The sequence below is a fragment of the Vibrio owensii genome (genome assembly GCF_002021755.1).
GTDB classification, from domain to species: Bacteria; Pseudomonadota; Gammaproteobacteria; order Enterobacterales; family Vibrionaceae; genus Vibrio; species Vibrio owensii.
The window spans coordinates 3,082,319-3,096,252 of the sequence record NZ_CP019959.1 but is presented as its reverse complement, the minus strand read 5'-3'; the positions used below and the strand labels follow the sequence as shown (position 1 = coordinate 3,096,252).

Here is a 13,934-nt window from a genome sequence, read left to right as displayed (position 1 = left end):
TCCGTGTCCCACTTCCCCCGACTTCCCTTTTCCCACTCTTTCAACGATACTCTTGCACCTTATTGTTCAGTTGGAAAACTTCATGCCTCAAGCTAACTCCGTTGTCGTACTCGACTTTGAAACCACAGGTCTGTCTCCGAATATGGGCGATCGCGCGATTGAAATCGGCGCGATTAAGATCGTTGATGGTGAGGTGGTCGATAGTTTTCAGCAACTTATGAATCCCGGCTTTCGTGTGAGCTCATTTATCGAGGGTTACACAGGCATTACCAATAACATGCTGCGCACCGCACCGAGCTGCGATGAAGTCATGGCATCGTTCAGTGAGTTTATTGCGGGAGAGAATCTTATCGCGCACAACGCGTCTTTTGATAAGCGCTTTCTGGATGCGGAACTGGAGCGAATCGACTGCGGTTATTCTGGCGAGTTCGCGTGTTCTTTATTGGTGGCAAGACGCCTGATTCAAGACGCCCCGTCACACAAGCTGGGTGAGTTGGTTCGTTACAAGAACATCGAAAACGACGGTGTATTCCACCGCGCGTTAGCCGATGCACAGGTAACAGCAAAGCTGTGGTTGTTGATGGTAGAAGAGCTTGAACAATCCGGCATTGCAGCGCCAAGCTTCAAGTTTATGCAGACGGTAAGTAAGACAGCAAAAGGTAAAGTGGATCAGCTACTGGCTAAAAGCCGCGCTTAGTTCAACTTCTTGGCGTATCTTCCTACTTGCCTTTATTTAGTCAGTTCTGATTCTGCCCTATTGGACAGACAAACTTTGTTATAACGCTTGATAATGACATTGAGATTTTCGTCTTGTTATCAAGCGTTCATCTTATGTGATTCAAACTCACTTAAGCAGATTGGAAACTGCTCATCTAGTATTGCAGAAGTACCCTACTTATTCGCCAACATGCGTTTTTCAACTGTTGCAAGTGCATCCTCAATCGATTGTTTGTCTGTAAGTACATCCGCAATTGCAGCTTGTTGACCAAACCAGAATGGCATCATTTGAGGGATGTTAGGCATTACTTCACCTCGAATTGCATTCTCATAGGTTGCGGCCACTCTAAAGTCTTTCTTCAGTTCTTCATTGAATGATTTCAATGCAGGTACACCAATTGGTTTATCGTTATTCATGTAGCGAAGACCATCGTTGGTCAGAAGATAGCTTTCGATAAACTCTCTCGCCAAATCTTCATTTGGTGTGGCAGAGCTAATGCCGGCGGTCAGAACACCCACAAATGGCTTGGATGGGTTACCATTGAGTTTAGGAAGGACTGCCAACCCATAGTTCATTCCATTTTTGTCCAAGTTAGCCCATGCCCAAGGGCCATTAATCGTCATAGCTACCTTGCCTTGATTGAAGGCAGACTCAGCATTAGCATAATCGGCATCAGCGATGATGATCTTGTTATCGACGAGCTCTTTCAAAAATGCCATCGACTTATGAGCGCCTTTGTTGTTTACCCCTACATCTTTTGCATTGTAGCCTTTGTCATTTGTACCAAACGCATAAGCACCATTAGTGGTTAACAATGGCCAGGTAAAGAACGGAGATTTAATATCCCACATAATGGCTTTTTTGCCTTGTTTGGATAGCTCTTTATCCAGGGCGTAAACATCTTCCCAGCTCTCAATTGGCTCTGAAATAATGTCTTTGTTATAAATGAGTGAGAGTGTTTCCGCCGAAATCGGGTATCCAAAATACTTACCATTGAAGTTCATTGCACTCCAAGTAAACGCTTCAAATTTACTTTTGTATTCCTCGCTAGGCTTAACTTCACGAACAAGGCCAGCTTGAGCGTAACCACCAAATCGATCGTGGGCAAAGATCATGATGTCAGGCCCCTGACCAACCGCAGCACGACTCTCGTATTTCACTTCTAGTTTGTCAGGGTATTCCACAACTAAGTTAATACCCGTTTCTTCAGTGAATTTTTTACCAATTTCGATAATGCCGTTGTAGCCTTTGTCACTCGGCACCCATACTGTAATTGTGTCTTCTGAGAAAGCGACAGCGTTTGAAGAAGTTATTGCCAATAATGTAGCGATACTAAGCGCTTTTAGTTTGTTCATTGTTTCACCTTATTATTACTGTTGTTCAACCACTGCTTTAAATCCATAAGGTTCCAAAGTAATGGCTGTTTTATTTAACGTAACTGCAGCTTGTTTTGATGAAAAATTAATGCAAATAATGACTTTGTTATTTTCTTTTTGACGAGAAAAAACAATAACTTCACCGTTTGAAGCTTCTAGAATCTCTGGTACAGAACCATATTGGCCGTTCCATAGTGCTGGGTTGTTTTTCTTTAGGAAAAACAGTTCTTTGATTAGCGGTGTAAAGGCGAATGTCTTCCAATCGATGGTATCTTTTTCAAAAAAAGCGAGCTTTTTGCCTAATCCCGACTCTTGCCCGTTATAGATCAATGGCATGCCGTGGAATGTCATCGTCAGCGCCAAATACGCTTTCAATGCATCGCCGAAGATTTTCACATCGCACTCATCCCAGGAATTTTTGTCATGATTCGTAGTAAAAGCCATACGATAAGCATCATATGGGTAACGCGACACCTCTTTTGATAGGTACTCTTTGAAGGATGTGATGATTGGTTTACCAGCAGCCACCGATTTCATAACGTCGTAGAAATCCCAGTTATAAGTCATATCAAACGACTTTTCATGTAGCTCCACCGTTGACCATTCAGCAAGCATGAAGACTGGCTTAATTTCATCCAACGTTGCTCTTACGCGCTCCCAAAATGGGGTTGGAACAAGACCCGCGACATCACAGCGATACCCATCAATGTTAGCCTCTTGAACCCAATACTTAAGAGCGTTTTCCATTTCGTCCCAGAGTGGCTTCTGAGTGTAATCGAAGCCCACGACATCATCCCAATACTCAAGCTCTTCACCGTTATCATAGACGTACGAATGGATCTCTCCTTGGGCATTCTTTAGGTACCATTCAGGATGCTCAGTAACCCAACGGTTATCCCAAGCTGAATGGTTAGCGACCCAATCCATAATGATGTACATTCCTAACTCATGAACGGCATCCACTAGAACTTTGAAATCATCTAAAGTGCCAAGCGTTGGACAAACTCCATAATAATCTTTTACAGAATATGGGCTTCCCAAGCTCCCCTTACGCTCTTTTTCACCAATAGGATGAATGGGCATTAGCCATATAATATCTACACCCAACTCTTTTAGACGCGGAAGGTCTTGTCTAAATGACTGAATGTCTCCTGCTTCTGAATATTGTCTAAGGTTGACCTGGTAAATATTGGCCGATTTTGACCACTCAGGATGCTGAAAGCTTGTATTTACAGTTGCCAATTTAACTCTCCGTGTAAACGTTAAAATTTTTATCGTTGCTGTGTCGAACTACGTCTAATGAGCTCGACGGGTAATATGGTTTGAAGCTCTTCGATCGGTTTGCCATCAAGCAGAGATTTCATTTTTTCTGCTAGTGGCTTTGAAGAGTCATTAATTGGAGACAATGTCACTGTGAGCGGAGGGTTGAATTTGGCGCTGTTAAGGTGAGCTAGCACATCATCATGTGCAACGACAGATATGTCTTTTCCAACTTCCAGTCCGATTTGTTTAATTGCTTGATAGCATCCCAAGGCCAAGCTGACACTTGAGCATACGATTGCCGTCGGAATGAAATGATTGTTTGGGTTAAGCAATGCCATTGTGGCTTCAAAACCTTCATGTTCAACAACGGATACGTTGACAACCTTGCTTTTAATATTTGCGACTCTTCTTTCAAAAGCCGCTTGACGCTGCTGAGCAAACGCTAAATGTGTTGGGGCGTTTATGAATGCGATCTTCTCGTGACCAAGCTCTATGAGATGGTCTACTGCAAGTGTGGCGACTTGTTCATTATCAATATCGTAAAAAGCATAGTTAGGTTTAACCTCTGAGCGACCATGAACGACGAACGGGAAGTTTTTTTCCACTAAATATTTGATTCGCGGGTCATCAACTTCTGGCGCTTTTAAAATCAAGCCGTCAACCGTTTTTTTTGAGACAAATTGTTTAATGGTAGAGAGCGCGTCGCCTTTCACAGAAGAACCGATGAGTAGATGGTGATTTAATTCCGCAAGGTAAGAACTGATCGAGGCAAGCTCTTCAACATAGGTTGGAGCATCGACTAGTTCGTTCGTTGATTTCAAAATCATTCCAATCATCCCAGAACGGCCAGTAGCCAGTTGTTTTGCACTCGCGTTTGCAGAGTAGCCAAGCTCTTTGGCTGCTTTAAGGACGCGTTCACGAGTTTTCGCTCCTACTTCAGGGTAGCCATTTAGTGCTCGACTTACTGTCGCCTTTGATAACTTAAGATGTTCGGAAAGTGTTTTGATAGTCGCCATCATTTTCGCCAAATATTTAAACCGATTTAAATTTAGAGCCAAGACTAATTACACACAATAAGAACAATCACTTATTGTGATCACCACCTCTAACTGCGCAATAAATTTAAACCGGTTTAATTTATAGATAATCGAAGAAAAATGATTAGCCGATCATTAGGCGACAATCTATGAACTTTGCGATAAGGATAGAAAGAAAGGGTTAAGCAATTCTGATTTAACCAACCAAAATTGCTTCTTGTTTAGAGCTGTTTATCGGAGGAACTCAAGTCTATAGAAAGACTTTTAAGTAGGCACTCTATCCGAAATAACCTTGCCATCTTTGATGGTGATGATGCGTTTGGTGCGCTCTGCTAAGGCGTTATCGTGCGTCACTATGATCAAGGTTCTGCCTTCGGCGTGGAGTTGGTTGAACAAGGCTTCAATCTCCGCGCCAGATTTCGAATCCAGTGCCCCTGTGGGTTCATCCGCTAAGATGATTTGCGGATCGTTGACCAAGGCTCTTGCAATCGCGACCCTCTGTTTTTGACCGCCAGAAAGCTGGTTTGGTTTGTGGTCGAGACGATCCCCTAGCCCCACTTGTTCCAACAACTTCGCGGCACGTTGGCGACGCTCTTTGGCTTTGATGCCAGAGTATACCAACGGCAGTGCCACGTTATCCAATGCTGTCGCGTATTCCAACAAGTTAAAGCTTTGGAAGACAAACCCAATCTTTTGGTTGCGAATACCCGCTAGATCGTTCGCACTTAGATTTGCCACGTTTTGACCACCCAGTAAGTATTTACCATCGGTCGGTTTATCTAGGCAGCCGAGCATGTTCATTAGCGTTGATTTTCCCGAACCAGACGGGCCAAGAATCGAAAGAAACTCACCTTGATTGATGGTTAAGTCTACACCGTCTAGCGCGCGCACCTCCGCCTCTCCGCTAGAGTAGTATTTGCAGATGTTGGTTAGCTCAACAAGTGGTTTGTTCGACATCTTCTCTCCAGAATTCTTATTATTATTCACTTTGCAGTGCCTCCAACGGGCTCACTTTGGCGGCTCGGTTTGCTGGTAACCAAGCGGATGCAACACCGATGATCACCAAGGTGGTAATCACAATCGCAACGACAATCCATGACAGCTCTGGGACTGGTTTGCCAAGGTGCTCATAGAATACGTTGCCCTCTAGGTTGATGGCGCTGATTGCCGATACCAATGCGTAGGTCACGCCTAATCCCAATACGCCACCTAACATCATGGTCATCAGTGATTGCACCAAGTAGTGCAAGCGAATCGCTGTTGGTGTAGCCCCGACTGCCATTCGCACGCCGATGTCTCGGGTTGAACGCTTCACGGTCGCGTACATAACGTTGGCGATCCCCACGCCCGCAACGGCAAGGGTGACAAAACCGATGATGCCAAGGAAGCTTTGCAGGCCAATCAAAAACTGCTGCATGCTTTTCTGTTTGAGGAACATGTCTTCCACTTGCACCACTTGCTCATCACTGACGCTAGCACCATGTTTGCGAGCAATGACTTGGCGAATGGTCTCTGCGAGCTTTTTGCGGTCAGTGTTAGCTTGTGGCTCGACGTTGATGCCACCAATATCGCCATTGGTATGAAAGCGTTGCCACGTTGCTAACGGTACAAAGCTGGAATAGTTGATTTGGTCGCCCTGCTCAATCTCAGCACTGCTTTTCTTCAATACACCAATCACGGTGAATTCTTCGCTGCCAATCTTGACCTTTTCCCCCACGGGATCGGTTTGCAGTGTCACTGGCGCAAACCAGCTGAAGTCATCGACAGGGTTGAACAAGTCAGCCGCGAGCGAATAACCCAATACGACCACTTTGCGCATCTGCTTTTGGTCGAGTGGGTTTAGCCAACGTCCGCCATCCATTGGTGTTAGGTTGGTCATTGATGCAAAGTCTGTCGTGACGGCCAATGGCTCTTGCCATGAGCCTCGGTCGCCCACAGTAATGCGCTCATTCCAAATAGCGGTCGGTGCAACGCTCTTCACTTCTGGAAGGGCTTTGACCACATCGGTATCGTCGACTTTTAAGGTTAAGAATTTGCCTTGGTGAAAAGCGCCATAATCGACCGTCGCCATACCACCCGTTAGGTAAATCAGGTTCCCGTTGCCATTTTGCGCGGTTCTTAATACGCCCTGACGAATGCCCTCGCCCACGGCCAGCATTGCGGCGATACACAAGGTCGCCCATGCCACAGCAAGAATGGTTAAGCCTAAGCGAAGCTTTTCTGCCGCCATTTCCTGAAAGATTTGTCTCATTGGTAGCAACATGATTATGCCCTCGCGCTCAAAGCGATTACCGGAGTGAGTCGCGATGCTCGTCTCGCTGGGAAGTAAGACGCCAACAACGCCAGAACCAGCGTGACTAACAGTGACCAAGCGATCGAATCCGGTGTGATTACAGGGAAACCTAACCACTCCGGCAAGGTGATTGAGCCTAACAACGCCACCACCATATACGCGACTAATAAGCCAAGTGCCGTGCCGACAGCCACCAAGAACAAGCCCTCCAGAATGAACTGACTAAGGATGGATTTTTGTGTCGCGCCTATTGCCAAGCGCACGCCGATTTCTCGCGTTCGCTCTGTCACTGAGAGGAACATAATGTTCGCGACACCGAGCGCCCCAACGGCCATGGTCATTGCGCCACTTGCCCCAAGGAAGATTTGAATGCCTCGGAAAATACCCGTGATTAGCGCAGCACCTTCACTAAAGTCCGGTAGGTTGATCGCTTCTTTATCGGTTGGGTCAAAGTGCAATTGTTTGGCGTAGAAGTTGACGATGGCTTGTCGGAAAGCGGGACCATTCATACCCTCTGTTGGCTTAAGCAGTAGCATCCACGGTTTGGCATCCCACAAATCGAGATACGTGGTTTGCGGAATAAACACTTTGCGGCTGTCGCCGAATGAAATGCCTGCATCTTCATCTTTGATGATACCAATCACCAAGAAGGGAATACCGTTCACTTTAACCATTTGCCCGATGCCGATTTCACCCATCTTAGCAATTTGATCACCAAGCACAGCAACACGCGTATGGTTAGCGATATCAGTTGGTGACAGGTTGCGTGAGCCAGACTCCAACTTACGTTGAATGAGGGAGAAGTAAGACGGATCAATACCACTAACGTTACTGGTTAGGTTCTGGCCTTTGTCATTGGTGACGCTCGCATCCCATTTGGCATAAACGCTCGATGCCGCTTCGACAAAGCCGGACTGCTTGATCATATCGACTTTGTCTTGCGGGATCTGAATTTGACGCCTTGAAGGTAAGCCGTGCCATGGTTTGCTGGTGCTCGACGGAAACGCGATTTGCACGTTGTTGACCATAAACGACAACTGCTGAGTTTGATGGCGATAAAAGCCCTCACCCAGTGCAATCAGCACCACCACGGATATCACGCCCCAAGCAATGGCAATGATGGCGAGCATGCTTTTCATGCGATGCGCCATCAGCGTTTGCCATGTTTGTTGCAATAAACTGGTCATGAATTAAAAGCTCGGGAGATCAGTGCCATGGTGTCGTCGTCTAACTTGCCTGCGGTTTGCAGCAGACCGATGCGCTGACGCCAGTAGTTGTACAAGTTGCTTTGTAGGCTATTTTTGGCCTCGAACAAGTTGTTGTGCGCGCTAATGACTTCCGATACTTCTAGCATACCTGCATCGTAAAGTTTCTCTTTGCTGCGCAGCACTTTCTCACGAGAGATAACCAGTTCGTTAGCCATTAAGACTTGGTTCCAGTTGATGTCGACTTGAGTAAACTGCTGGATAACGCGCTTTTGAATGTCGATTTCGACTCTGCGTAGATCTTGTTTGGCACTGAGGATATTCAAGGATGCTTCATCGACTCTGGCGCGCGTTGCACCATTCAAATCGATCGGCACGCTTAGGGTAATACCCGCGTTGAATTCACCGTCTTTGCGTCGGTCATCATCGTTGTAGCCGACGTTTCCTTTTACTGTTGGGTAGTAACCACCTTGAGCGGAGTCTTTGGCAAACTCACTGGCTTTCACGTTTTGCGCAGCCACCAACAACTCTGGGCTGCTGTCTTTGGCAAGCTTTAACCATTGCTCTTGAGAGTCCACCATCATTGGCGGTTGAATAAGAGAATCGGTGCGAATTTGGTCGACGCTTTGTGGGATCTGATTGATCAACGCAGCAAGCTCAGCTCGTTTGACTTCCAAATCAGCTCTCGCGCTCAAGATCCCTGCTCTGTCTGCTACTTGAGTCGCACGGATCTCTTCGACATCAACCGATTTCACCTTACCGGCGCGGTAACGCTTCTCGATGATCTTCAGCAGTTTGTTGCCTTCTTCCAATTTGGATTGCGCCAATTGCAAATCGCCTTGTGCGCTCGCGACATCCAAATACGATGAAAGCAGTCTTTGTGCTAATTCATTGTGTGATTGAGCCAGTTCTAATTGAGCCTTGATGTAGTTGGCATTGGCTTGGTCTAGATCGGACCACAAGCTGCTGTCCCAAATGGTTTGAGACAGTGATGCACCGTAGCTGTTGGTGTTATCGGCCGATTCACTCCAATCCGCCGATGCCGTCGCACTCAAACCCGGCAGTAATGAACTGCGGCTCGCATCCACACCGACTTCACCGAGTTGCACGCCAATCTTGGCTTTCTCGTAATTTGGGTCGCTCTGTTTCGCTTGTTGCCATGCTTGCTCAATTGAAATCGCATAACTTGGTAAGCTGAGTGTTGCGGCTAATATCGCGCAACCAATTTTAGACAAATGCAGCTTAGCCATGCGCGGCTCCCATCATCATGCTGTTATCGATGATCTCTTCGTTTAGCTCAACGCCATCCAATACTTCTACATTGATGCCATCTGACAAACCAAGCTTCACCTTCTGTTTGTGGAAGCCTTGTTCTGAACTATCTGGAATCAATACGTTTGGCGTATCGCCATCAAATTGCAGCGCACGCTCAGGCAGCGTTAATACGTTCTCTGATTTCTTCAGCGTGATTTGCGCATTGGATGAGAAGCCCGAGCGAAGCAACACTTCTTGTGGGATCTTCAGCTCACCTACTTCGACTTCAAAACCGTTATCGAAGCTTTTTGCCGACGCGTTGCCTTCTGGCGAGTTTAGGTTCTCTGACTGAATCGCAACTTTGGTCAGCACGCCGGAGATTTCTACATCTGGATACGGCGCAACGGTCAGCAATACCGGCATACCCGGAGAAAGCTGCGCGGCATCATGCTCGCTTACACTGCCTTTGAAGATCAGGCTGTTCATATCGGCCAGAGACATCATTTCTGTTGCAGCTTGGCTCGATTCGGTTGAGATGATTGGCTCACCAACTTCCACTTTGCGGTTCAATACTGTGCCGTCAATCGGTGCGTAGATGGTCGAGGTCAGACGCGCGTTACCGATCGATGCTTCACCACTGCGGATCAGTTCGAGGTTCTGGCGTTTTTGAAGCACGTTCGCTTGTGCCGATTTCACCGTCGAGCGCGCACTAACGTATTCATCGTAGTTGCTTGGAATGATGTCTTGCTTCACCAAGCTCTCTAAGTTGGCGAGCTTTTGCTTAGCGGATTCGAGGTCTGCTTCACTGCGCATCAAGTCCGTGGACGCATCCGTAAGTGCCTGTGGCGTCGGGTTCGGACGAACCTTAATCAATGGCTGGCCTTGTTTCACTTTCTCGCCAACTTGGACGTAAATCTCGCCGACGATACCGTCAATTTGCGACTTAATCGAAACTGAGTGTGCAGGGACAATATTGCCGACTGCGACCGCTTGTTTCTCAATGGTTCCTTTTTCCACTGCCAGAGTAGGAAAAGCCTCTGGTTGAGCCGAAGATTGCAGATAGAAATACGCACCGCCGCCAAGCAATGCAACGCTCACAGCAGCGACAAGCCAAGTTTTTGCCATCATTGATTCCAATTATTGTTTTGTAGTCTTGTGACCATCTCATGAACATTAAGTTCTAAGGATATCGTGGTTTGAAGCCGCTAAGATTGTCATATTTAGTAAGGTTTTGTCAGGGCGCTTTGACAATAAGCAGGATGAATAGCTGAAATCGGCGTTAAACGCTTAGATTTTGTACTTGTTTGAGAAAGATGGAACTCGCAGAGATGACGCTAACCTAGAACCTTGAAATAAAGAGACAGAATAAAGAAAACCTCAAGCTCACGCGTAAATGAACTTGAGGTCTAGTTTTAAGCTTTGGGAATAAAGACTTAATGAGCGGGCTTAATGAATTACCGCCGTCGACTGAGTTTGGTTTCCGGTGACTTCGGCCAAGCTTTGCGTGAGTTGTTGGTAATACGGGTTCCAAGTCAATCTTGCGTAGACCTTGCCCTCTTCTTCATGTCCCCAAGCAGACCACCACACTTCACCGCCATTTTCACAGTACGCGGTTGCCTTCTCGTCCATGCTATTCATACACATTCTGTGTTCACCATGTTGGCCATAGTATGTGTTTTCAGGCGCAAACAATGGGCTCATGTGTGAACCTGTGCTGATGCGCATCGAGTCGAGTCTCATGGTCAGCGACGTTGCGGAAGACAGCGCGATGTCCGATTCACCGTACCAAAGCAGTTGATTGGCCGAGTTAACAAAACGCTCTTCGTAAAGGGTTTTGACGGCTTTTGGGTCAACCACGCTGTCGGCTTCGCTCAACACGATTAATGTTGGTACCTTAACGGTGTTTTCTTTGAGCAAGCTTCTTAATTTGGTCGCGCTTTCTGAATACGCGATAGCCCCATTCAGCGGCGCAGAACTGTAGCGCGCTAAGTTATCTTCTTTGGTTGTATAGCCATCGACAAACAGTGAAGCGAATGGCGCAAACTTCTCTAGTATTGGCGCTTTAGATTGAAAGCCCGGAGAGAACAGCAACAAACCGTCGACGTTGCCTTGTTCAATGGCATTGATGGTCACCAAGTTTCCACCAGTAGAAAAGCCGCCTAACCAAACTTCATCGTAATCTTGCTTTAGTAGTGCCGCATAGTGATCGACCATAGTTTGCCAATCATTGTAGGTTGGCAGCATAAGATCCGATGGCTTACTGCCATGACCCGGTAGCAAAACGCTTTGCACATAGAAACCCTGCGCTTGGAGTGTTTTACCAATGTCTGAGAAGCTATAAGGCGAATCACCCAGTCCGTGCACGAGTAAGATCGCTTTGTTGGACTTGTGCTCTGGCTTCAACTCAAAAGGCATGTTCATCGCGATTTCTTTGTCATGATCATCACTGATGTAACCACGATGTTCGACTAACCAATCCTTGGTCACCGACAAGTAATCGTCAAATGTCGGTTGAATGTAGTTGTAGTACTGCTCTGATTGATTCAGCGCGACAGGCGGTTTTGACGCACACCCCACCACAGAAACAACCAGCCCGAAAAGCAGTGCCATAAGTACGATTGGTTTCATCTCTATACCCGTATCAAAAGAAGATAAGAGCATAGTAAAGCGAGTTAAGCACTAGGTCAGTACACAAAACTACAGAAGTTGTATACAAAACTACAGGATTTCAGTTTTTGGGGTTTTGTATACTCATGCTCCACATTTGGTGCACGGATTAACGGGTGAAAGACTTGACCATATCGTACTGATGCAGCCCTTCGCCAAAGCCATTTTCAACAATGCTTACCGTGATGAATCCGTATCGATTGAAGAGTTTTTCCATCAATTGTGTGGTGCTGATGTGAATATCATAGAGATGGCCTTCTGCTCTGATGCGCGATTCCATCTCTTGATAAAAACGATCTGCCGTTGAAAGCAGATGGCGATGTCCTATCGAACCGTGACGAAACATCACCCACGCAATACCATGAGTTTTACCTTTGGTGTAGTGTCCACCACAACCGATCACTTGCGCGTTTTCTTCAGCCACGAGGTAGTTTTCATCGGCGTAGTTATCTAAAAAATCGACTAAATCCGCCTCATCACTTTCGATGAAATATTTCGGGCAGTTAGACAGCAGAATGTCGATAATCGCTTGCTTGTCTTGTGGGGTGTAAGTTCTGAATCTCATCGCTTTGTTCTATATCGCCGTTGATTGTGCTTGGTTGCACTACCGTCGAGGCTTAACTCTCTGGTTAGTAAGTATTTACAACGCCAGTTTGAAGCCTTCGTGCGTGGCCTTAAAACCCAGTTTTTCGTAGAAGCGAAGTGCATCAGGACGTTGCTTATCACTGGTCAATTGAACGAGTTGACAACCTTTGTCTTTCGCCTGCTTTATCGCGTATTCAAACATCTGCTCACCAAAGCCACGTCCGCGATAATCTTGATGAATTCGGACGCCTTCAATCAGGCAACGCCAACTGCCAATGTGGGTCAGATAAGGGATAAAAGTCAGCTGTAACATGCCAACCAAAGCACCCTCTAGTTCTACCACCAGCAATTGGTTGTTTGGGTCTTTGTCGATCGCTTCGAATGCAGCAAGATAAGCTTGATTCAGTGGCGAGCTTGCGTCTTCCCTCTTGCTTCCTAACGGGTCATTAGCCAGTAATGCAACCAAGCTGGTTAAGTCTTCAAATGTCGCGCTACGGTATGTCAGTGGCATCGATTCTTCCTTGTGTTTTTACTTTTCGTATTGTGTTAATCGAGAGCGGCTTACTTCGTTCTTACCATTTGAGGAAAACCACTTTGCGCGATTTCATAGGTGACGAATCCAAACTTCTCATACAGCTTTTGTGCGGCTTCATTTTTAGGATGAACGCCGAGACGAATACCATCACAAGTGCCTTCAACTCTCTTTAATAGTGCTTTCATAAGTGCTGAAGCGACGCCTTTGCCGCGATGGCTTGCATGAACCGCCATTGCCAATTCAGGATATTCAGCATATTGAACGGTTTGGCTCGATTTATAGCGAATCTGGACAATGCCGATTGGCTCATCGAATTGGTTTAATGCGAATAATCCGAGGTCGCCCGCTTTGCCCCATTCTTCAAAATAGGCTTTGATGTGCGCCAGTTCGAGCACTTTTGGATCGTGGTCGGGTTCATCGTCCGGCGTCCAAAGCGCCACCAACAATAGCTCTTTTTGCAGCGCTAAATCCGACGCTGTCACTTCTCTAAACTTCATTTTTTCCGTGGTTCTTCCGTGGATGCTCGTGTTCTTCGTCAGGGTAAATCTCTCAACTTCTTCGCTGGATTCCCTGCATAAATGCCTTTCTCTGTGATGTCTTTCGTCACCACGCTACCTGCGCCAATAACCACACCTTCACAAATTTTCACGGCAAGTATCGTGGCATTCGAGCCTATGGTTACGTTATTCCCAATGACTGTGCGCCCCCAGCTGTCTGGATTCGCGTCTGGTTTTCCGCCTTTGAACAGGTCGTTGGCAAACATTACCCCATGACCAACAAAACAATCACTGCCGATGGTCACGTATTCGCAAATAAATGTATGAGATTGGATTTTAGTTCGCTCACCAATCACTGTGTTCTTCTGGATTTCGACAAAGGGGCCAACGAATACGCCTTCTTTTAGCTCGCAGCCATAGACGTTTGCAGGTTTGATGATGGTGACGTTTTCACCACAAGTCACATCTTTAATTTGTGCATGTAAGACTTTTGGACTGTACATC

Annotated in this window: 14 protein-coding genes; 1 reads left to right on the top strand and 13 read right to left on the bottom strand. The window is 46.5% G+C overall.

Features of this window, described 5'->3' with window-relative positions; genetic code table 11:
* Positions 1–82 precede the first annotated feature (82 nt).
* On the top strand, positions 83–697 hold the full coding sequence (locus A9237_RS14240; RefSeq protein WP_078608430.1) for a 3'-5' exonuclease: 615 nt from the start codon (positions 83–85) through the stop codon (positions 695–697).
* A gap of 194 nt (positions 698–891) precedes the next feature.
* Here the strand turns inward: A9237_RS14240 and malE are convergent, their stop codons facing one another.
* The 13 genes from malE to A9237_RS14175 form a co-directional block, all read right to left on the bottom strand.
* Complete coding sequence (gene malE, locus A9237_RS14235) at positions 892–2,073, bottom strand: maltose/maltodextrin ABC transporter substrate-binding protein MalE (RefSeq protein ID WP_078608429.1); 1,182 nt, start codon at positions 2,071–2,073, stop codon at positions 892–894.
* Between the two features lie 15 nt (positions 2,074–2,088).
* A complete protein-coding gene (locus A9237_RS14230) occupies positions 2,089–3,336 on the bottom strand; it encodes an alpha-amylase family glycosyl hydrolase (RefSeq protein WP_167371685.1) in 1,248 nt (415 codons plus the stop codon).
* Between the two features lie 29 nt (positions 3,337–3,365).
* The gene (locus A9237_RS14225; protein ID WP_078608427.1) at positions 3,366–4,376 is read right to left on the bottom strand and encodes a substrate-binding domain-containing protein; all 1,011 of its coding nucleotides are present in this window, start codon (positions 4,374–4,376) and stop codon (positions 3,366–3,368) included.
* A 282-nt stretch (positions 4,377–4,658) separates the two neighbouring features.
* Positions 4,659–5,351 carry an ABC transporter ATP-binding protein gene (locus A9237_RS14220; RefSeq protein ID WP_167371684.1) on the bottom strand — a complete coding sequence of 231 codons (693 nt, stop codon included), beginning with the start codon at positions 5,349–5,351 and terminating at the stop codon, positions 4,659–4,661.
* A 22-nt stretch (positions 5,352–5,373) separates the two neighbouring features.
* Positions 5,374–6,657, bottom strand: a complete 1,284-nt coding sequence (locus A9237_RS14215; RefSeq protein ID WP_005443345.1) for an ABC transporter permease — start codon at positions 6,655–6,657, stop codon at positions 5,374–5,376.
* 2 nt (positions 6,658–6,659) lie between these two features.
* Positions 6,660–7,874 carry an ABC transporter permease gene (locus A9237_RS14210; protein WP_020197208.1) on the bottom strand — a complete coding sequence of 405 codons (1,215 nt, stop codon included), beginning with the start codon at positions 7,872–7,874 and terminating at the stop codon, positions 6,660–6,662.
* A complete protein-coding gene (locus A9237_RS14205; RefSeq protein ID WP_038895267.1) occupies positions 7,871–9,142 on the bottom strand; it encodes a TolC family protein in 1,272 nt (423 codons plus the stop codon). The genes A9237_RS14210 and A9237_RS14205 overlap by 4 nt, the downstream gene beginning before the upstream one ends.
* Positions 9,135–10,271: an efflux RND transporter periplasmic adaptor subunit gene (locus tag A9237_RS14200; protein ID WP_020197206.1), complete on the bottom strand. Its 1,137-nt coding sequence runs from the start codon at positions 10,269–10,271 to the stop codon at positions 9,135–9,137. The genes A9237_RS14205 and A9237_RS14200 overlap by 8 nt, the downstream gene beginning before the upstream one ends.
* A gap of 321 nt (positions 10,272–10,592) precedes the next feature.
* The gene (locus A9237_RS14195; protein ID WP_078608425.1) at positions 10,593–11,774 is read right to left on the bottom strand and encodes an alpha/beta hydrolase; all 1,182 of its coding nucleotides are present in this window, start codon (positions 11,772–11,774) and stop codon (positions 10,593–10,595) included.
* 148 nt (positions 11,775–11,922) lie between these two features.
* Positions 11,923–12,378, bottom strand: a complete 456-nt coding sequence (locus A9237_RS14190; protein ID WP_078608424.1) for a GNAT family N-acetyltransferase — start codon at positions 12,376–12,378, stop codon at positions 11,923–11,925.
* A 75-nt stretch (positions 12,379–12,453) separates the two neighbouring features.
* Complete coding sequence (locus A9237_RS14185) at positions 12,454–12,909, bottom strand: GNAT family N-acetyltransferase (RefSeq protein WP_061008818.1); 456 nt, start codon at positions 12,907–12,909, stop codon at positions 12,454–12,456.
* A gap of 50 nt (positions 12,910–12,959) precedes the next feature.
* Positions 12,960–13,430, bottom strand: a complete 471-nt coding sequence (locus A9237_RS14180; protein ID WP_078608423.1) for a GNAT family N-acetyltransferase — start codon at positions 13,428–13,430, stop codon at positions 12,960–12,962.
* Positions 13,431–13,468: 38 nt separating this feature from the next.
* Positions 13,469–13,933 (bottom strand): acyltransferase, encoded by a 465-nt coding sequence (locus A9237_RS14175; RefSeq protein ID WP_078608422.1) that lies wholly within the window; start codon positions 13,931–13,933, stop codon positions 13,469–13,471.
* Position 13,934 lies beyond the last annotated feature (1 nt).